18 protein-coding genes and 1 tRNA gene are annotated in these 19,210 nt (G+C 71.4%); 9 read left to right on the top strand and 10 right to left on the bottom strand.

Annotated features, from left to right (window positions below):
• The first annotated feature begins 165 nt into the window (after positions 1-165).
• The 3 genes from ACTIE9_RS08375 to ppsA all read left to right on the top strand — a co-directional run bounded on the left by ACTIE9_RS08375 (position 166) and on the right by ppsA (position 5,192).
• On the top strand, positions 166-1,788 hold the full coding sequence (locus ACTIE9_RS08375; protein WP_439565124.1) for a hypothetical protein: 1,623 nt from the start codon (positions 166-168) through the stop codon (positions 1,786-1,788).
• Positions 1,789-1,947: 159 nt separating this feature from the next.
• The gene (locus tag ACTIE9_RS08380) at positions 1,948-2,808 is read left to right on the top strand and encodes a pyruvate, water dikinase regulatory protein (RefSeq protein ID WP_439565125.1); all 861 of its coding nucleotides are present in this window, start codon (positions 1,948-1,950) and stop codon (positions 2,806-2,808) included.
• The gene (gene ppsA, locus ACTIE9_RS08385; RefSeq protein ID WP_439565126.1) at positions 2,805-5,192 is read left to right on the top strand and encodes a phosphoenolpyruvate synthase; all 2,388 of its coding nucleotides are present in this window, start codon (positions 2,805-2,807) and stop codon (positions 5,190-5,192) included. Before ACTIE9_RS08380 ends, ppsA begins: the two co-directional genes overlap by 4 nt.
• Here the strand turns inward: ppsA and ACTIE9_RS08390 are convergent.
• The 4 genes from ACTIE9_RS08390 to ACTIE9_RS08405 form a co-directional block, all read right to left on the bottom strand.
• Positions 5,189-5,800 carry a LysE family translocator gene (locus ACTIE9_RS08390; RefSeq protein ID WP_439565127.1) on the bottom strand — a complete coding sequence of 204 codons (612 nt, stop codon included), beginning with the start codon at positions 5,798-5,800 and terminating at the stop codon, positions 5,189-5,191. The two genes, ppsA and ACTIE9_RS08390, sit on opposite strands and share 4 nt — an antisense overlap.
• A 28-nt stretch (positions 5,801-5,828) precedes the next feature.
• Positions 5,829-7,442, bottom strand: coding sequence for an L-lactate permease (locus tag ACTIE9_RS08395; protein WP_439565128.1), 1,614 nt, complete (start codon positions 7,440-7,442; stop codon positions 5,829-5,831).
• Between the two features lie 210 nt (positions 7,443-7,652).
• Positions 7,653-7,725: transfer RNA gene (locus tag ACTIE9_RS08400), tRNA-Lys, on the bottom strand.
• Between the two features lie 29 nt (positions 7,726-7,754).
• On the bottom strand, positions 7,755-8,921 hold the full coding sequence (locus ACTIE9_RS08405) for a glycosyltransferase family 4 protein (RefSeq protein WP_439565129.1): 1,167 nt from the start codon (positions 8,919-8,921) through the stop codon (positions 7,755-7,757).
• 110 nt (positions 8,922-9,031) lie between these two features.
• On the opposite strand from ACTIE9_RS08405, the gene ACTIE9_RS08410 reads away from it, so the two are divergent.
• Entirely contained in the window at positions 9,032-9,643 is a 612-nt protein-coding gene (locus ACTIE9_RS08410) for a DedA family protein (RefSeq protein WP_439565130.1), read from the top strand.
• On the opposite strand, the gene ACTIE9_RS08415 is transcribed toward ACTIE9_RS08410, so the two are convergent.
• Positions 9,609-10,937 carry a UDP-glucose dehydrogenase family protein gene (locus ACTIE9_RS08415; protein WP_439565131.1) on the bottom strand — a complete coding sequence of 443 codons (1,329 nt, stop codon included), beginning with the start codon at positions 10,935-10,937 and terminating at the stop codon, positions 9,609-9,611. The genes ACTIE9_RS08410 and ACTIE9_RS08415 overlap by 35 nt on opposite strands.
• 190 nt (positions 10,938-11,127) lie before the next feature.
• Between ACTIE9_RS08415 and bcp the strand changes: the two genes are divergently transcribed.
• Complete coding sequence (bcp, locus tag ACTIE9_RS08420) at positions 11,128-11,601, top strand: thioredoxin-dependent thiol peroxidase (RefSeq protein WP_439565132.1); 474 nt, start codon at positions 11,128-11,130, stop codon at positions 11,599-11,601.
• Between the two features lie 30 nt (positions 11,602-11,631).
• On the opposite strand, the gene ACTIE9_RS08425 is transcribed toward bcp, so the two are convergent.
• Complete coding sequence (locus ACTIE9_RS08425; protein WP_439565133.1) at positions 11,632-12,024, bottom strand: hypothetical protein; 393 nt, start codon at positions 12,022-12,024, stop codon at positions 11,632-11,634.
• 203 nt (positions 12,025-12,227) lie between these two features.
• Between ACTIE9_RS08425 and ACTIE9_RS08430 the strand changes: the two genes are divergently transcribed.
• Positions 12,228-12,476, top strand: a complete 249-nt coding sequence (locus ACTIE9_RS08430; protein WP_055859575.1) for a WhiB family transcriptional regulator — start codon at positions 12,228-12,230, stop codon at positions 12,474-12,476.
• 72 nt (positions 12,477-12,548) lie between these two features.
• Here ACTIE9_RS08430 and ACTIE9_RS08435 read toward each other — a convergent pair whose 3' ends face one another.
• From ACTIE9_RS08435 to ACTIE9_RS08445, 3 genes are read right to left on the bottom strand one after another with little or no spacing between them, the layout of a single operon-like run.
• On the bottom strand, positions 12,549-14,051 hold the full coding sequence (locus tag ACTIE9_RS08435) for a sensor histidine kinase (RefSeq protein WP_439565134.1): 1,503 nt from the start codon (positions 14,049-14,051) through the stop codon (positions 12,549-12,551).
• A gap of 28 nt (positions 14,052-14,079) precedes the next feature.
• On the bottom strand, positions 14,080-15,519 hold the full coding sequence (locus ACTIE9_RS08440; protein ID WP_439565135.1) for an AAA family ATPase: 1,440 nt from the start codon (positions 15,517-15,519) through the stop codon (positions 14,080-14,082).
• A 1-nt stretch (position 15,520) separates the two neighbouring features.
• Complete coding sequence (locus ACTIE9_RS08445) at positions 15,521-16,159, bottom strand: hypothetical protein (RefSeq protein ID WP_439565136.1); 639 nt, start codon at positions 16,157-16,159, stop codon at positions 15,521-15,523.
• A gap of 117 nt (positions 16,160-16,276) precedes the next feature.
• On the opposite strand from ACTIE9_RS08445, the gene ACTIE9_RS08450 reads away from it, so the two are divergent.
• On the top strand, positions 16,277-16,564 hold the full coding sequence (locus ACTIE9_RS08450; protein ID WP_439565137.1) for a helix-turn-helix domain-containing protein: 288 nt from the start codon (positions 16,277-16,279) through the stop codon (positions 16,562-16,564).
• Positions 16,565-16,569: 5 nt separating this feature from the next.
• On the opposite strand, the gene ACTIE9_RS08455 is transcribed toward ACTIE9_RS08450, so the two are convergent.
• Positions 16,570-17,205 carry a hypothetical protein gene (locus ACTIE9_RS08455; RefSeq protein ID WP_439565138.1) on the bottom strand — a complete coding sequence of 212 codons (636 nt, stop codon included), beginning with the start codon at positions 17,203-17,205 and terminating at the stop codon, positions 16,570-16,572.
• Positions 17,206-17,343: 138 nt separating this feature from the next.
• Between ACTIE9_RS08455 and ACTIE9_RS08460 the strand changes: the two genes are divergently transcribed.
• A complete protein-coding gene (locus ACTIE9_RS08460; RefSeq protein ID WP_439565139.1) occupies positions 17,344-17,811 on the top strand; it encodes an Rv3235 family protein in 468 nt (155 codons plus the stop codon).
• A 221-nt stretch (positions 17,812-18,032) separates the two neighbouring features.
• Positions 18,033-19,193, top strand: coding sequence for an MFS transporter (locus ACTIE9_RS08465; protein ID WP_439565140.1), 1,161 nt, complete (start codon positions 18,033-18,035; stop codon positions 19,191-19,193).
• Positions 19,194-19,210: the final 17 nt, after the last annotated feature.

The raw sequence follows: 19,210 nt of genomic DNA on the forward strand, positions 1-19,210 counted from the left end.
ATCGTAGTGATGCGCAGGCGGGCGGGTGTGTTCGCGAAACGAACACGGCGAGCGGGTATCCCCCGTTCTGGGTGTCTCTGGTCCCTGGCAGAAGGCCCCGCCGGGGAGGACACTGATCGCGAATCGGCGAAAGACATTCATCATTCGACCGGAGGAGTTCACCCCATGATCACCAGAACGCGCGCAACCATTGCGCTCTCGGTCGGTGCCGTTCTCGCGCTCGGCCCCGCACTCGCGGCCGGCGCCGCAGGCTCGACCATCACCAACGGGCTGTTCGAAGACGACGCTGTCGGCAGCACCACCATCACCGGCTGGAGCAGCATGAACCAGGCGATCGACCTGGGAGTCACGGCCATCGCCGGGTGCACCACGGTCGATACCTCCGACTACACGAACCTGCGCGAGTACGACGAAGAGGCTGAGCCGAACTGGAACCGCTTCTTCGCGAACGTACCCGGAGAGTCGGAGTACTGGTACTACGTGCACGACGCGAACGGCGACCCCGTGACGATCCTGGGCGACCGTCTGGTGTGGGACGACGACTACAGCGAGTACTACCTCGAGGTCGAGATGGCTCCGGAGCCGGAGCCGGTATCAGAAGCGAGCTACGCGCTGTCGAGCGTGGCGGATCCGGCGAACAGTGATCCGGCGACCACGGAGCCCGCACCCGACGAGACCTCGCCGACCGAGCCCGCACCGGAAGAAGCCGCCCCCACCGAGCCCAGCCCGGAGGAGTCGACTCCCACCGAGCCCGCGCCCACTCTGCAGCCCGCAACAGCGAGCTACTCGTACGTGGTCGAATACGACTGGTCGTCTGACCAGTCGACTGCCTTCGAGACCGCCGCGGCGTCGGCGATCCCCGACCCGACGGTGCGCGGTGATGACATCGCCAACGCGGGCCTCGACTACGAGGAGTACCAGTCGGAGATCATCGACGGCGCCGATGTCGATCGTGAGGGCAGCAAGGTCCTCGAGCTGTACAGCGACCTGGGTGGCGACCTCGACGGCTACGTCATCCACGGCCCCGCTGTGTACAGCAACCCGTTCACGGTCGCGGCCGGGCGTCAGATCAGCCTCGACTGGAAGGCCGTCGATGAGTCCGACGATTTCCACGTCTTCGGCTACCTCCTCAACGTCGACACCTGCGCGCAGACGGAGGTCATCGATGCCACGGGTGAATCTGCCGAGTGGACGACCACCTCGGTCGCCATCCCGGCCGCGGGCACCTACCGCTTCGTGTTCGTCTCCGGCTCGTACGACAAGAGCTGGGGCGGCGCAGCCGGCGCGTACATGTACATCGACAACATCGTGCAGACCGCGGCGTTCGACGGCCCCGGCATCGACCTCGCGCTCGCAGCGGGCATCGGCGAGTACCTTCCGGGGAGCGATGTGCAGGTGTCGGGTGGCGGCCTGCTGCCGGAATCGGAGTACAACCTCGTGTTGCGCTCGACCCCGGTGCTCGTCACCGAAGGGCTCACCGACCTCGACGGACGGTTCCTCGATGTCGTGCCGCTGCCGATGGACATCACCCCGGGCGCGCACACGATCACGCTGACCGGCCAGGGTCCCTCCGGACCCCTCACGCAAGTGGCGTACATCACGGTGGGCTCTGACGGCACGCTGCAGTACTTCTCGCTGACGGGGCCGCAGAGGCTGCTGGCCTTCACCGGTCCCGCCGAGAACGCCGGAATCCTGGTGCTCGCCGCACTGCTCGCCCTCGCGGGTATCGGAGCGATCGAGCTCGACCGGCGACGCCGCTCACCGTTCAGCACCGTGTACGTGCGGTAGCGCATCCCGAGCAGGAGCCCCGTCGTCGGCATCGGTCGGCGGCGGGGCTCCGTCGTTCCGGCGCGGGCACGAGGACCAAAGACCCCTGCGCCGACGGCCTTCGAGCCCTAGCCTGGGGGTGCCCGGCGCCGCCGCCGAGGCGCTGCGGGGAGGGGGCTCATGAGCACAGCATCCGCCCCGCGCGCGGTGTTCTTCGTCTCCGACGGCACGGCGATCACGGCCGAGACGCTCGGCAACGCCCTGCTCGTGAGCTTTCCGAGAGTGACCCTCGTGCGGCACACGATCCCCTTCGTCGACGACCCCGCCGCCGCCGCCGAAGCCGTCGCGACGATCGGCGCCGCGACCACCGGTGCTCCCCCGCTGGTGTTCAGCACCATCCGCGACCTCGCCGTGCGGCAGGTCGTCGCCGCGGCGCCCGCGATCGTGATCGACCTGCTCGGCGGGCACCTGCGCGAGGTCGAGGCGGCGCTCGGCACGAGCGCCCAGCCCGGGCACGGCACCGTGCACAGCCTGGGCGACCTCGACCGTTACCACGAGCGCATGTGGGCGATCGAGTACGCCATCGAGCACGACGACGGCCAGAGCCTGCGCGCCCTCGACCGCGCACAGGTGATCCTCATCGCCCCCTCCCGCTGCGGCAAGACCCCGACCTCGATGTACCTCGCCCTGCAGCACGGCATCGTGGTCGCCAACTACCCGCTGACCGCCGACGACCTGCCCCCGGCGGGCGGCGCGCGCGACCAGCTGCCGGCACCGCTGCGCGCGCACGCCGACCGCCTGTTCGGGCTCACCGCCAACCCGCATCGGCTCAGTCAGGTGCGGGAGGCGCGTCGACCGGGCTCGACCTACGCCTCGCTCGCCCAGTGCACGCGCGAGGTGCGCTGGGCCGAGAGCCTCTATCGGCGCCACGGAATCCCGCACCTCGACTCGACCGACCGCTCCGTCGAGGAGATGGCGGCCGTCATCACCACCACCCTGCGCAGGCGCGCTGCGAGCGCGCCGGAAGGAGCACGGCCATGACCGCGAGCATCCTCTGGTTCACCGACATCGGCATCGACGACATCGGCCAGGTCGGCGGCAAGAACGCCTCCCTCGGCGAGATGGTGAGCGCGCTGGCCGACAAGGGCGTGCGCGTGCCCGGTGGCTTCGCCACGACCGCGGATGCGTACCACCGCTTCCTCGCCGGCGACGGCCTGTACGACCGCATCATGGGTGCCGTGATGCCGCTCGACGTGACCGATGTCACCGAGCTCGCCCGCACCGGGTCGATGATCCGCGGCTGGATCGAGCAGCAGCCGTTCCCCGCCGACCTCGAAACGGAGATCCGGGATGCCTACGCGCGCCTCGTGCGCGACGATCCCGACCCCGAGGCGGTGTCGTGGGCGGTGCGGTCGAGCGCCACGGCCGAAGACCTGCCCGACGCGTCGTTCGCCGGCCAGCAGGAGACGTACCTCAACATCGCGGGCATCGACAACCTGCTCGAGGCGATCCGCAGCGTCTTCGCCTCGCTCTTCAACGATCGCGCGATCGCCTACCGCGTGCACAACCGCTTCGCGCACGACGAGGTCGCCCTCTCGGCGGGCATCCAGCGCATGGTGCGCGCCGACGTCGGCGCCTCGGGCGTGCTGTTCACGGTCGACACCGAGTCGGGGTTCACCGACGCCGTGTTCATCACCTCGTCGTACGGGCTGGGCGAGGCCGTCGTGCAGGGCGCCGTGAACCCCGACGAGTTCTACGTCTACAAGCCCGGGGTGCGGGCCGGTCGGCCCGCGATCCTGTCGCGGTCTCTCGGCGAGAAGGCCGTGAAGATGATCTACGCCGGGGGCGCGAGCACGACGACGAGCACGGTCTTCACCGACGTCGACCCCGCCGACCGCGGGCGCTTCTCGATCACCGACGACGAGGTGCTCGAGCTCGCCCGCCACGCCCTCACGATCGAGGAGCACTACGGGCGGGCGATGGACATCGAGTGGGCGCGCGATGGCGTCGACGGTCTGCTCTACATCCTGCAGGCGCGGCCCGAGACGGTCGTCTCGCGCGCGGGTGCGGTGCTGCGGCGCTTCACCCTGCGCGAGCGCAGCGAGGTGCTCGTCACGGGTCGCGCGATCGGGCAGAAGGTCGGCGCGGGCCCCGTGCGCGTGCTCGACTCGATCGCGCACATGGATCGCTTCCAGCCCGGCGACGTGCTCGTGGCCGACATGACCGACCCCGACTGGGAGCCGATCATGAAGCGCGCCTCGGCGATCGTCACGAACCGCGGCGGTCGCACCTGCCACGCGGCGATCATCGCCCGCGAGCTCGGAATCCCCGCCGTCGTCGGCACGGGCGACGCGACGGGCACGCTCGTCGACGGCTCCGACGTCACCGTCTCGTGCTCCGAGGGGGATGAGGGGCGCGTCTACCGCGGTCTGCTGGCGGTCGACGAGGTCGAGACGACCCTCGACGCCATGCCGCCGATCGCGACGAAGCTCATGATGAACGTGGGCACGCCCGATCAGGCCTTCTCCTTCGCGCAGCTGCCGAACCGCGGGGTCGGCCTCGCGCGGCTCGAGTTCATCATCAACACCCAGGTGGGCATCCACCCCCGGGCGCTGCTCGAGCGCGACACCCTGCCCGACGACCTGCGCGCTGTCGTCGACACCCGCACCGCGCCGTGCGGCTCACCGCGCGACTACTTCATCCAGCGCGTCTCAGAAGGTGTGTCGATGATCGCCGCCGCCTTCGCCCCCGAGCCCGTCATCGTGCGCCTGAGCGACTTCAAGACCAACGAGTACGCCGGGCTCATCGGCGGCGCGCGCTATGAGCCGGACGAGGAGAACCCGATGCTGGGCTGGCGCGGGGCATCCCGCTACGCCTCGTCCGACTTCCGCGAGAGCTTCGCCCTCGAGTGCGCGGCGATGCGCCGGGTGCGCGACGACATGGGCCTGACGAACGTCGAGCTCATGATCCCGTTCGTGCGAACGGTCGCGGAGCTCGAGGCGGTGATCGCCGAACTGGCCACCAACGGCCTCCGCCGCGGCGAGAACGGGTTGCGCGTGATCATGATGTGCGAGATCCCGTCGAACGCCCTCACCGCCGCCGCGTTCCTCGAGCATGTCGACGGCTTCTCGATCGGCTCGAACGACCTCACGCAGCTGACCCTCGGCGTCGATCGCGACTCGGCGCTCGTCGCGGGCTCGTTCGACGAGCGGAACCCCGCCGTGCTCGCACTGCTGGCGATGGCCATCGAGGCGTGCCGTACGGCCGGCAAGTACGTGGGCATCTGCGGGCAGGGGCCGAGCGACCACCCCGATCTCGCCGACTGGCTCGTCGATCAGGGCATCGAGTCGATGTCGCTCAACCCCGACACGGTCGTCGAGACCTGGACGCGTCTCGCGGCGCGCGAGGCGGCGAGCGCCACTTAGAGCTGCCAGGGCAGCAGCACGCCGATCAGGATGAACAGCCCGCCGGTCGCGCGGTTGAACCAGCGGCCCGCGCGGGCCAGCATCGGCTGCAGCGACTGCGAGAGCGACGCCACGACGAGCTCGAAGATGATCTCGATGACGATGAAGGTGCTCGCCATGATCGCGAACTGCAGCACCAGGTCACGCTGCGGGTCGATGAACTGCGGCAGGAAGGCGACGAAGAACAGGATGCCCTTGGGGTTCGTGACCGCGGCCAGCAGCCCCTGCTGAAAGAGCGACCAGCCCGAGGCGGTCGGGCGATCGCCGCTCGCCGCCACCGCGATGGTCGGCGCCCGCCAGACCTGCACGCCGAGGAACACGAGATAGGCGCCGCCCACCCACTTGAGCACCGTGAGCACGTCGGGCACGACGAGCAGCAGTGCCCCGATGCCGAACATCGATATGGCGATGACGATGAGGAAGCCGAGCGCGCCGCCGAGCACGGTGAACACCGTGCGGCGCACCCCGTAGATCGCGCCGTGCGTGAGGGCGAGCAGCCCGTTCGGCCCGGGGGTGAACGACAGGCCGATCGCGGCGACCAGGAAGATCAGCCAGGTGTCGATGCTCACGGCACCATCCTGCCGCGTCGCGACGCGATCAGGGCACCATCCAGCCGAGCGCGGCGGGAATCGACTGCAGCACGATGAGCACGATCATGAGAGCGAGCAGGCCGAGGCTCCACGGCAGCAGCTTGCGCAGCAGGGTGCCCTCGCTGCCGACCATGCCGACCGCGGCCGCGGCCACCGCGAGGTTCTGCACCGAGAGCATCTTGCCGAGCACACCCGCCGACGAGTTGGCGGCGGCCATGAGCACGGGCGGCAGGCCCACCTGCTCGGCGGCGGCGACCTGCACCGGCCCGAACAGCACGTTCGACGAGGTGTCCGACCCCGTGAGCGCCACGCCGATCCAGCCGATGATCGGCGAGAGCACGACGAAGAACCCGCCCGCCGACGCGAGCGCCACACCGAGCGAGGTCGCCTGGCCCGAGAGGTTCATGACGAACGAGAGCCCGAGCACGGCGGTGACCGTGACGATGGTCCACCGCAGCTGGTGCAGGGTCGCGCCGTAGGCCCGCACGGCGATGCGGGGGCCGATGCGGTAGAGCGCGGCAGTGAGCAGCCCCGAGAGCAGCAGCAGGGTGCCCGTCGCCCCGATGGTGTCGAGATGGAACTGCTGAGCCGCCGCGGGCTCGCCGGCCGCCGTGACCACATCGAGGCCCGGCCACGGGAAGGTGATGCTCGCGGCGGCGAAGACCTCCTTGACCGCCCCGAGCTGGGCGAGCGAGAACACGACCATGATGATGAGGTAGGGCGCCACCGACATGATCACCTCGCGCGCCGGAGGGCGCACGATGGCCGGGGCATCGGCCTCGACCGCCCCGCCCATGCCGACGAGCTCGGCCGGCTGCCAGACGCGCAGCATGAGCAGCACGGCGACGATCGTCGCCACGGCGGCGACGACATCGGTCAGCGCGACGGCGAAGAAGTTCGACGTGATGAACTGCGCGAGACCGAACACCACGCCCGCGACGAGTGCGACCGGCCATGTCTGCCGCAGCCCGCGGCGGCCATCCACCAGGAAGACCAGGATGAGCGGCACCAGCAGGGCCATGAACGGCGTCTGCCGCCCCGCCATGGAGGCGAGGTCCTGCAGCGGAAGACCGGTCACGCCCGCGAGCGCGATCACCGGGGCGGCGAGCGCCCCGAAGGCGACGGGCGCGGTGTTGGCGAGCAACGACACGAGCGCGGCCTTGAGCGGTGCCATGCCCGCCGCGAGCAGCATCGCCGCCGAGATCGCGACCGGGGCACCGAAGCCCGCGAGCGATTCGAGCAGCGCTCCGAAGCAGAACGCGATGAGGATCGACAGGATGCGCAGATCGTCGCTCACCGAGCGGATCGTGCGGCCGAACACCTCGAACCACGGCGTCACCGTAGTGAGGCGGTAGACCCACAGGGCGTTGACGAGGATCCAGAGGATCGGGAAGAGCCCGTAGAACACTCCCGCGCCGGCGGCGCTGAGCGCCTGCACCGGCGGCATGTTCCACCCGACGATCGCGAGCACGATCGAGAGCCCGAGCGCGGCGAGCGCCGCGAACGGCGCCCGCACCTTGGCGACCCCGAGCAGCACGAACAGCAGCACGAGGGGCAGCGCGGCGGCGATCGCCGAGAGGGCGAGCGACCCGAAGACGGGGTCGATGTCTTGCTCGAACACGGGTGGTGGCTCCGCTCGCGAGGGGTGGGGCGCCGAGGCGGCGCTGCCCCAGTCTGCGGCTCCGCGGCGGTCAGCGCACGCGTTCCGCGAGGATTCGTGACGAAGGTCCCTCACGCGGGTGAGGCCCGGCGCAGGCCGACGGCCCAGCGCACACGACAGCCCGCCGGCATGTGAAAGGCCCCGCGCTGGCGAGAGCAACGGGGCCGTTCGTACACCCCCCGGGACTTGAACCCGGAACCCACTGATTAAGAGTCAGTTGCTCTGCCAATTGAGCTAGAGGTGCGCGGCCGCTCGGGCGGCCAGAGACAGAGTCTACGCGGCTTCGGCGCGTTTCATCAAACCGGCGCCGCCGGGCGTCGACCCGGCGACCGTGCTCATCGCGTGTCGGTAGTGCGCGAGCAGCTCGTCTCCCAGTCGCGACCACGTTCGGTGCGCCACCGACTCGCGCGCGGCCGCCGCGAAGGCGCGCCGCTTGGCGTCGTCGCCGACCAGATCGAGCACGCGCGCGCGCAGGTCGTCGAGGTCGCCGGGGCGGTAGAGCCAGCCGGTGCGACTGCTCTGCACGAGATCGAGCGGTCCGCCGCGCCCGGTCGCCACGACCGGTACACCGCTCGCCAGTGCCTCCTGCACCGTTTGGCAGAAGGTCTCGTTCTCGCCCGGATGCACGAAGACGTCGAAGCCCGCGACCGCTCGCGCGAGCGGCTCACCGCCGAGGAACCCGAGGAAGGCCGCACCAGGCATCGCCCGTTCGAGGGAGGCGCGCTCGGGGCCGTCACCGACGATGACGAGCCGCGTGCCCGGGATGTCGGCGATCGCCGCGAGGTCGCCGACCTGCTTCTCGGGCGCGAGTCGACCCACGAACCCGATCACGAGCTCGCCGGCGGGCGCCACCGAGCGGCGCCAGTGCTCGTCGCGCTGCCCGGGATGGAAGCGCACCCCGTCGACGCCGCGCGCCCAGTGCCGCAGGCGCGTCACCCCGAGCGCTTCGAGCTCGGCGATCGACGCGGTCGAGGGAGCCAGCGTGAGCGTCGCCCGCCGGTGGATGCGCGCGACGTGCCGCGAGAAGGCGGGTGCCAGGGCGGGGATGCCGTAGCGCTGCGCATACCCGGGCACGTCGGTCTGGTAGACCGCGACGGTCGGGATGCCTAGGGCGTCGGCCGCCCGCAGCGCCTGCCACCCCAGCAGGAACGGAGAGGCGAGATGCACGACATCGGGCCGGAACTCGCGCAGGATCGCCCCGAGCCGCACCGCGCTCGTGACGGTGAGCCGCAGCTCGGGGTAGCCGGGGGTCGGGATCGAGCGCAGCAGCGCGATCTCGGCACCGTGGAGGGCGTGCGCGTCGGGCGACTGATCGTGACGCGGGGCGATCACGAGGGTCTCATGACCCTGCTCGTGGAGGTGCCGCAGCACCTGCAGGAGCGAGCCCACGACTCCGTTCATCTGGGGCAGGAACGTCTCGGCGACCAGCGCGATTCTCACCCCTCCAGGGTGACGGCTCCGCGTCGGCCGCGGGGGTGGAAACGGGCTCGCGCATCGAGAGTTCACGCACTGTTCCCCGACCGCTCGATTCGGGCCCGTAGACCTGCCCCGTGGATGACTCGTGGCTCGCAGTGCTCGCGCTGTCGCCGTGGCTGCTGCCGGCGCTCTTCGCGCTCGTCGTCGGCGACGCCTTCCTCGTCGTCCTGCCGAGCGAGACCGTCGTCGTGGCCCTGGCAGCCCTCGCGGGGGCGACGGGCTCACCCCCGCTCGCCCCGATCATCGCCGTCGCCGCGGCGGGCGCCATCGTGGGCGATGCCCTGTGCTTCGCGATCGGCCGACGAGCGGGCACCGATCGCTGGCGGTGGCAGCGGATGCGCCCCGTACGCGTCGCGATCGACCGCGCGCGGCACGCTGTGCTGTCGCGACCGGCGGCGCTCATCTTCACCGCGCGCTACGTGCCGTTCGCCCGCATCGCCGTGAACCTCACGGCGGGGGCGAGCGGACTATCGGTGCAGCGCTTCCTGCCCCTCTCCGCGGCGGCGGGCACGGCCTGGGCGCTCTACAACACCGCCGTCGGGGCCTTCTTCGGCGCGCTGCTGGCCGAGGTACCCGTGCTCGCGGTGGTGATCTCGGTCGTCGTCGCGATCACCCTCGGCCTCGCGATCGACGCGCTCGTGGCGCGGGCGATCAGACGCCGAGAAGGGCGCGAGAACGCGGAGTGATGCGCCCGGGTGCCAGGTACTGCCACCCGGCGCGCTGCCAGAGTTCTGCATCCAGGCAGAGCCGGCCGTCGATGACGATGCGGCCGCCGACGAGGGCGCCGAGCTGCACCGGGTCGAGGTCGCGGTACTGCTGCCACTCGGTGAGCACCAGCACCGCATCCGCCGCCGTGACCGCCTCGATCACGCCGCCGCGGAAGTCGAGGGCGGGCGCGAGGGGCCGCGCCGTCTCGACCGCGGCCGGGTCGGTCGCAACGACGCGGGCGCCCTCGACGGCGAGCCGACGGGCGATGTCGAGGGCGGGCGAGTCGCGCACATCGTCGGAGTCGGGCTTGAAGGCCAGGCCCAGCACGGCGATGCGGCGACCGCGGAGCGTGCCGCCGAGCGCTTCGCGGGTGAGCGACACGACACGATCGCGCCGACGCAGATTGATGGCGTCGACCTCGCGCAGGAAGCCGAGCGACGACCCGACCCCGAGCTCCTCCGCCCGGGCGATGAAGCCCCTGATGTCTTTGGGCAGGCATCCCCCGCCGAAACCGATGCCGGCATTGAGGAACCGGCGGCCGATGCGGGCATCATGCCCGATCGCGTCGGCGAGCTGGGTCACGTCGGCTCCGACGACCTCGGCGATCTCGGCCATGGCGTTGATGAACGAGATCTTGGTGGCGAGGAAGGCGTTGGCCGCCACCTTGACCAGCTCGGCGGTCGCGAGGTCGGTGACCATGCGCGGCGAGCCGGCGATGAGCAGCTCGGCGTAGACCTGGTCGAGCACGGCGGCCGATCGCGCGTCTCCCGGGGCGAGCCCATACACGATGCGGTCGGGTTCGAGCGAGTCGCGCACCGCGAAGCCCTCGCGCAGGAACTCGGGGTTCCAGGCGAGCGCCGCTCCGGCGTGCTCGACCTCGCGCAGCAGCACCTGCGCTGTGCCGACGGGCACCGTCGACTTGCCGACGACGAGGTCGCCGGGAGCGGCGATGGAGAGCACCGCGCGCAGCGCCGCGTGCACCGCCGAGAGGTCTGCCGAGCCATCGGGCCGCTGCGGGGTTCCGACGGCGATGAAGTGCACGGCGGCACCCCGGGCCGCCTCGATGTCGGTGCTGAACGAGAGCGCACCGGCGGCGGTGCCGCGCTCGAGCAGCTCGGCGAGCCCGGGTTCGAAGAACGGCGCCTCTCCGGCCGCGAGCGTGTCGATCTTGAGCGGATCGACATCGATGCCGACCACATCGTGCCCGAGCTCGGCCATGGCCGCCGCGTGCACTGCCCCGAGGTATCCGCATCCGATCACCGAGATCCGCATGCTCGAACGCTAGGCAGGCCGCGTGAACACGAGTCGACGGCGACCTGGCGCCGGGGTGGCGGGTGAGCGACCACGCGGCCCCGCGCCGCCCTCGGCGAGTGCTCAGCCGACGCGCGGCGCGCATCCATACACTGTGCAGGCGATGCCCGGATCCGCGGGCCGCTCCCCTGACGCTCGCGAAGGAGCCCTCATGGCCCAGACCCGCCTCGAGGCCGGCACCCCGGCCCCCGCCTTCACCCTCCCCGACAAGGACGGCGCGCACGTCTCGCTCGCCGACTACGCGGGCAAGAAGGTCGTGCTGTACTTCTACCCCGCCGCGAGCACCCCTGGCTGCACGACGCAGGCGTGCGACTTCCGCGACAACCTGGCCTCCCTGCAGGCGGCCGGCTATGCCGTGCTCGGCGTCTCGAAAGACGGTCAGGATGCCCTCCAGAAGTTCGCCGCGGAGGAGCACCTGCCCTTCCCGCTGCTGAGCGACCCCGACCTCGCGGTGCACCACGCCTACGGCACCTACGGCGAGAAGTCGATGTACGGCAAGACCGTCATGGGCGTGATCCGCTCGACGTTCGTCATCGGTGAAGACGGAACGCTCGAGCACGCCCTCTACAACGTGAAGGCCACGGGCCACGTCGCGAGCCTGCGCAAGAAGCTGGGCCTCGACTAGGAGGACCGGCCCGGCAGGGTCGATCGGGCGCTAATCCCGCGCGTCGAGGTAGCGCGTCACGGGCGTGCTGAGGATCAGTACGAGGCCGAGCACGGCCGTGGCGATCACCCACCAGCCGATGTCGGGGCGCGGGATGAAGCCCTGCACGCTGCCGACGCCGATCGCAAGCTGCAAGAACTGGTAGGTGAGCACGCTGCCGCGCGTCCAGGCGCGGCCTCGGTGCACGCCGATCGTCATGGCGACGAGCCACACCGCCACGAGCAGCACGAGCGCGGTGAGGGCGATCGCGGTGGGCGGGAACCGCGCTTCGGCGAGCAGCAGCTCGATGACGAGGAACCCCGTGATGCCCACGATGAGCGCCGTCTGACCGGCGAGAAGAATGACCAGCACGGTGACGAGAGGCGAACGTCGGGTGTCTTCCATGCGAACCATCCCATACGAACCTATTGATTTGACAACCAGCCTATGGGAACCTATACGAGGTTGATGTGACGCCTACAAAGCGGTGGGCGACGTTCCCAGAACCTTCTCTCTCACCGAAATCGTTGGTGCGAGCACCGACGATGTAGCGCGTCTGTCAACCTTCGGCGCGTGCTACCTGACCCACACCAAAGGAGCACTTCCCCATGGATTGGCGCGACAAAGCAGCCTGCCTCACCGCTGACCCCGAACTGTTCTTCCCGGTCGGCAACACCGGCCCCGCGGTCGACCAGATCGAGAAGGCGAAGACCGTCTGCGGCCGGTGCTCGGTGACCGAGACCTGCCTGCAGTACGCCCTCGAGACGAACCAGGACTCGGGCGTCTGGGGCGGCCTGAGCGAAGACGAGCGCCGCGCCCTCAAGCGCCGCGCCGCTCGCGCCCGCCGCGCCTCCTGACCTATCCCCGACGACGCCCCGGCGCCGCATCCCCGCGATGCACCGCCGGGGCGTCGTCGCGTGCGGCGCAGGTCACGATCTCCGTTTGAGGTAGAGCAGCGGCACCTCGATCGTCACCTCGGTGCCTTCGCCCTCGAGCGTGTGCCAGTCGATCGTGCCGCCGAGCTCGCCCTGGATCAGGGTGCGCACGATCTGCGTGCCGAGACCCGACCCCACCTTGCCCTCCGGCATGCCTCCGCCGTTGTCGCGCACCTTGACCGAGAGCGCCTCGTCGGTGCGCGAGGCGATGATCTCGACCTCGCCGTCGGGGCGGCCCTCGAGGCCGTGCTCGACGGCGTTCGTGACGAGCTCGGTGAGGGCGAGTGCGAGGGGCGTGGCGTACTCGCTCGGCAGCGTGCCGAAGCTCCCACTCGACTTCGGCCGCACGACGGTGTTGTGGCTCGACGCCACCTCGGCGATGAGCATGAGAACGCGCGAGAACACCACGTCGAAGTCGACGTTCTGGTTGAGGCCCTCGCTGAGCGTGTCGTGCACGACGGCGATCGCGGCCACGCGGCGCATCGCCTGCGTGAGGGCATCCCGCGTCGCATCGGCGTGCGATCGACGGGCCTGGATGCGCAGCAGCGAGGCGACCGTCTGCAGGTTGTTCTTCACCCGGTGGTGGATCTCGCGGATCGTCGCGTCTTTCGTGATGAGCTCGCGCTCCTGGTGACGCACCTCGGTGACGTCGCGCACGAGGATGATCGCGCCGATGCGCCGCCCGTCGCGCAGCAGCGGGATCGTGCGCAGCGTCACGGTGACACCGCGCGACTCGATGTCGGTGCGCCACGGCGCGCGGCCGGTGACCACGAGCGGCAGCGACTCATCGACCTGCTGGGGCCGGCCCGAGAGCAGGCTCGTCGTGACCATCGCCAACGACTGGCCTTCGAGCTCGCCCGCGAAGCCCATGCGGTTGAAGGCGCTGAGCCCGTTGGGGCTGGCGAAGGTGACGATGCCGTCGAGGTCGAGCCGGATCAGGCCGTCGCTCGCGCGCGGGGCGCCGCGGCGCGGTCCGCTCGGCGCGGCGAGGTCGGGGAAGTCGCCGGCCGCGATCATCGCGAACAGGTCGTTCGCGCACTCGTTGAACGTCAGCTCCTGCCGACTGGGCATGCGCGCTTCACTGAGGTTCGTGTGCCGCGTGATGATGGCGATCGGATGCTCGCTCACACCCTTGCCGTCGCGCCCCGGGCGCCGCAGCACGGGCACCGCCCGCACCCGCGTCGGTGTCTCCTCGTACCAGTCGGGCGCCGACGAGTCGACGATCTGCGCGGTCTCGTAGGCCTGCGTCACCTGCCGGCGCCACTCGGGCTTGACCTCCTGCCCCACGAAATCGCGGTAGAACAGGGTCGCCGAGCTGCTCGGGCGCGCGTGGCCGACGGCGAGGAACGAGCCCTCGCCCGTCGGCACCCACAGCACGATGTCGGCGAAGGCGAGGTCGGCGATGAGCTGGCCGTCAGCGAGCAGAAGGTGCAACCACTCGATGTCGACCTCGTCGGCATCGCTGTGCTCGTGCACCAGGTCTGAGAGCGTCGACACGCCCCCAGGCTAGCCGGTGCGGGGTGAGCTAGCCCGCCGCGCGGGCGCTGCCCCGCCGAGCACCGAACGGTCGGGCGCTGAGCGGTCGAGCCCAGCGCGGGCCGGCGCCCGTCGCCGGCTCGCGCGCGAACCCGAGCACGTCGGCGAGCTCGGCGATGCCGCGGCTCAACGACGAGCGCGGTGCGGCGACCGGCACCGGGCGGGCGGTGAGTAGGGCGGCGTCGGCGGCATCCCGATCATCGTCGATGAGCACCGCGTCGCGGATGCCCGCGAACCGGTCGAGCGTCTGCCGCACCTGCCCGTGCGGATCGATGCCGAGCACGGATGACCGCACGCGGTTGACCGCGATGCGCACGCGCGCCGTGTCGACCGTCTCGAGCAGGTCGGCGTGGGTGCGCAGCAGTCGTGCGAGACCGAGCGGGTCGGCCGCGCCGACGGCGATGACATCGTCGGCCGCCCGGAGAGCGGCGATCGTCGCGGCGTTGCGACGCGGTGCGAGCAGGTCGCTGCTGACCTCTTCATCGCTCTCGATACTGAAGCCCGCGTCGACGACGACGACGTCGCGCCAGCGTCGGCACTGCTCGAGCACCGCGGTCACGCGGCCCGACGACAGCTCGGGCCAACGGTGCGGACGGCCGATGCCCGTGAGCACCGCGAACGCGGCTCCGTCGGCGGCCGCGGTGCTCTGGGCCACGCGATCGAGTTCGGCGGGCGTCAGCGCGTCGGCACCCGCGAGGCGGCAGGCTGCGGCGAAGGCGGGCGACTCGTCGAGCAGCCCCAGCGCGGGCGCGACCGTGCCGCCGTAGGTGTCGGCGTCGACGAGGCAGACGGCGTGCCCGCGGGCGGCGAGCTCGGCCGCGAGTCCGATCGCGAGCGTCGTGCGCCCCGGTGCGCCGGCCGGGCCCCACACCGTGATGACACGCGGGGCACGGATCGCGGGAGCGATCGGCGCCGAGGATGCCTGACGGGATGCGTCTCGCGATGCCGGGGCGGTGGGGGTCGCCGATGGCGCCGAGGGCTCCGTGGCGCGGGGTGCCCGGTCGGGCGCGAGGCGCGTCGTGCCCGACGATGGCACCACCCTTAATGACTCTGCGGTCGGCGGTGCGGGCGGTGCAGGTAGCGGCACGACCCCCGCCGCATCCGCGATCGCGCCGAGGTCGAGCGATCCATCCGGGCCCTGTCGCAGCACGTCGTGGAGCCCGAGCCGTTGAGCGCCGACCGAGAGCCCCGCTTCGGCGGCCACGACGAGGCAGCTGCGCACGCCGAGCAGGTCGCACGACCCGACCACGGTCGCCGTCGCGACCGCCGGGTGGTCGGCGAGCAGCACGATGTCGGGAGCGCGCTGCGCGAGCTGGGTGAGCACCTCGTCCTGATCGATCGCCCGCCACGCCACCCGGTGCCCGGCGCGCAGCACGGCGAGCTCGACCGTGTCGGCGTCGAGCCCGGGCACGGCGAGCGCGATGAGCACCTCAGCCCCCGATCGCGAGCGACGTCGGGATGGCGGAGAGCGCGTCGCCGTTTGCGAGCGCGTGCAGGATGCGCGCGACGTCGCGACGGGGCACCAGCAGCTCGACGCGCCCCGCCTCCGTGCCCGTCACGATGCCGTCGGCGGTGACGGTGCGCACGAGCTGGGTGCCGGACGCGATCACCGCGGGGGCACCGAACCGTCCCGCGTCGAGGGCTGGTGCCGACCAGAGGTCGAGCGCGTCGCCGGGTCGCACGGTCGCTCCGAGCGCGGTGGAGAGCGTCACGACGACGGTGGTCGCGCTCGGGCCGCGCGCGTCGCCGACGGCGGCGCGCGGCACGAGCTCTCCTGACCCGACGGTGCGGGTGACGACGAGCCCCTCGGCAGGAACGTCAGCGGCGGTGAGGTAGCCGTGCTGCTCGAGCCCGAGCGCGACCCGGCGCACCTCGAGATCGTCGAGCGTCAGCAGCTGCCCCGCGGTCAGCAGCCGCGGTGCCGCCAGCACCTCCTCACCCTCATCAGCGGCGGTGACGATGCCGACCACCGCCGCGATCGACGCCGCCACGAGGGCGAGCCCGACCAGCAGTCGGGCGTCGAGGTGCCGACGGCGTCGCTCGGGGGATGCTGCTGGTGCGTCGGTCATGGCTCCTCCAGGATGCGGGGCTGCGGAACGCGACCGATCCTGACGATTCATCGGGAGAGGGTGGGGCAGTTATCCACATCACGGGCGCTGTCGCCCCTCGCGGTCGATAATCGACTCATGACGGACTCGGCGAACCTCCCGCTCGGGCGCTTCCTCACCCTCACCGATGTCGCTGAGGTGCTGAGCCTCTCGGCGACCGAGGTGCTGGCGCTCGTGCGCTCGGGCGAGCTCCCCGCCATCCGTCTCGGCACGATCGGGCAGTGGCGCATCGAGCAGACGGTGCTCGAGTCGTTCATCGCCGACAAGTACGACGAGAGCCGCCGACTCGCCCTCTGGCACGAGGCGCAGTACGCGGATGTCGCTGAACTGTTCGGCGAGCGCCGCGGCGGCGGCATCGGCGCCTGACGCGCTCAGAGCCTGACGAGCAGCACCTGCTCGGTCGGGACCACCCGCACCTGGTGCACGTCGCTCGTACGGCGCACCCGATCCCGATCGTGCTCGGCCAGGTCGAGATGGTCGCGACCGACGCGGTCGATCGTGCCCGTCGCATCCCCCGCGAGGGTGCGCACCGTCACCACCGCCCGTCGTCGGCAGAGGTCGCGCAGCAGGAACGCGATGCCGAGGCGTGCCGCGAGTTCGGATCGCTCGACGACGGGGTCGAGCGAGACGATCGCCTGCACGGGATCGAGGAGCAGGGCATCCACCGCGGAGAAGGGGATGATCGCCTGGTCGCGCCCCGGGGGCTCGTCGAGGTCTCCCGCCATCCAGTCGCGACCCACCGTGACGAGGCGCAGACGGATGATCTCTCCGGATCGCACGCGCACCCGGACGCGCGCGGCCGAGGCTTCGCGCGCGCTGCGGAGCGCGACGAGCCGGTCGCGCAACGGGAGCCGGCCGAGGCGCAGGCGCTCTTCCTCCTGCTGCAGATCAGCCTGCTCCGACTGCAGCTCATGCTCGAGCTGCCCGGAGAGATCGTCGAAGAGGTGGTCCCAGCGCATGCCGAGACGGTAGCGAGCGCCCCCGACGCTCGAGGACGAGTTCTCCACAGTTCGAGGATTCCTCTTTACGGATGAGGAATCTTTTGCTTGAGTGGGGTCGCGCACGAAGAGTGCACCATTCGGTCTACCGCCCGGGGGGACGGGGCGTGACCACCACGTCAGCCTCAGGGGAATAAGGAGCAGACCGTGACCGTCGCCCAGCCGATCATCGTTCAGGAGCCGGCGGCCGCCGCCGCACCGCCGCGGGGGCGCGGTGCCCGCGCCCGCATCGCGCACGAGGAGTTCTTCGACTACCAGCCGACCTCGACGGTCGACCTGCCGGATCCGCGCCCGCTCGTGGAGAACCTGACGCGCTGCGTCATCGAGATCCTCGCCGGCGCACGCGAGCTTGAGCAGGTGGCCCGCTGGGTCACCGACGACGTCTACCGCACGCTCCTCAGCCGCGCATCGATCAGCGCTCGGGCGCGCGCCGCTCGCGGGGCGCGCGCCATCCGGCCGACGTTCTCGGTCGGCACTCCGCGCATCTCCGAGCCCCGTGATGGCGTTGTCGAGGCCGTGGTGATCGTGACCAGTCGAGCCCGGGCTCGCGCGGTCGCGATCCGTCTCGAGGGCCTCGACCGCCGCTGGCGCGCGAGCGCGATCAGCGTCCTTTAGCCGAACCACTCTGTCGCGGACGACGACCGACGCTCAGCACAGCAGTCTGCTTGACGACCGCGGCCGGTACTGGTTGACTCATCTTGAGACAGTGTCTCACCGGTTGGGCGGCTCGCGCCGAAGGGTGCGATCGTCCTGCGACCGAGAAGGCGGCGGCTTCCATCGACGAGAATCCGGTCCGGGACAACAACCGGGCGCTCACCCTCGCGTTGGTCGTCACGATGCTCGTGCAGTTCGCGCAGCACGCCGCACGGCCGATGGCCTCGTACCGCGCGCTCGGGCTCGACGCTTCCGTCGAGCAGCTCGGCTATCTGGCACTGTCGTTCGCCGTGCTGTCGATCGCCGTGGCGATCCCCATCGGGCGTCTGGTCGATCGGCGCGGAGCGCGCGCCACGACCGTCGGCGGCATCGCGCTCATGGGCGGAGCCGCCGTCGGGCATGCCGCCGCCGCCGACCTCGTCGGTCTCGTCGCGGCGCACGCGGCTCTCGGGCTCGGCCTGATCGTCGCCGTCGTCGGCTTGCAGGCGATCGTCGCCCACGCGGGGCCTGCCGACGAGGCGGATGCCCGCTTCGGGTGGTTCGGAGCGACCGTGTCGCTCGGCCAGGTCCTGGGCCCCGTCGTCGCCGGCGCGATGGCCGAGGTGCTCATCGCAGGCGGGCTCGCCGGCCCCGGCGACCCGTACGGCACGACCCCGACCTTCGTGCTCGCGGCGCTGCTGTGCACGGCTGGCGCGATCGCGGCGCTCCGGCTCCCGCGGCATCCGGGCGGCACGCGGGAGGCGCGCGGCGCCGAGGATCCGCTCGACGGTGCACGCCCAGCCGGCATCGGCTCGGTGCTGCGCGCGCCCCACATGGGCAAGGCGCTGTGGGCGAGCATGGTCGTGCTCACCGCGACCGACGTGCTGACGGTCTACCTGCCGGCGATCGGGGCCGAGCGCGGGTGGTCGGTGGCGTTCGTGAGCATCCTGCTCGCCGTGCGCGCGGCGCTCTCGTTCGCGGTGCGCGTGGGCACCGCTCCCCTGGTGCGGATGCTCGGCCGGCGCCCCCTGCTCGTCGGCGCATGCGGCATCGGCGCGGCGGCCCTGCTGCTCATGACGCCCGCGCTGCCCGCGTGGGTCGCGCTGGTGCTCATGGCCGTCACCGGGCTCGTGCTCGGCATCGGGCAGCCGCTCACCATGGCGTGGGTGTCGCGCTCGGCGCCCGAGCAGCTGCGCGCGACGGCCCTCGCCGTGCGCCTGACCGCTAACCGGGTGGGGCAGTCGCTCATCCCCGTCGCGGTCGGCGCGGTCGCGGCGCTCGCGGGCTCGGGCGCGATCTTCCTCGTGCTCTCGGCGCTGCTGGTCAGCACCTCGGTCGCGGTCGCCCGCAGCGACTTGCGCTGAAGCACCCGCGCACCGTG

This window comes from Microcella sp. (genome assembly GCF_051860105.1).
Lineage (GTDB): Bacteria > Actinomycetota > Actinomycetes > Actinomycetales > Microbacteriaceae > Microcella.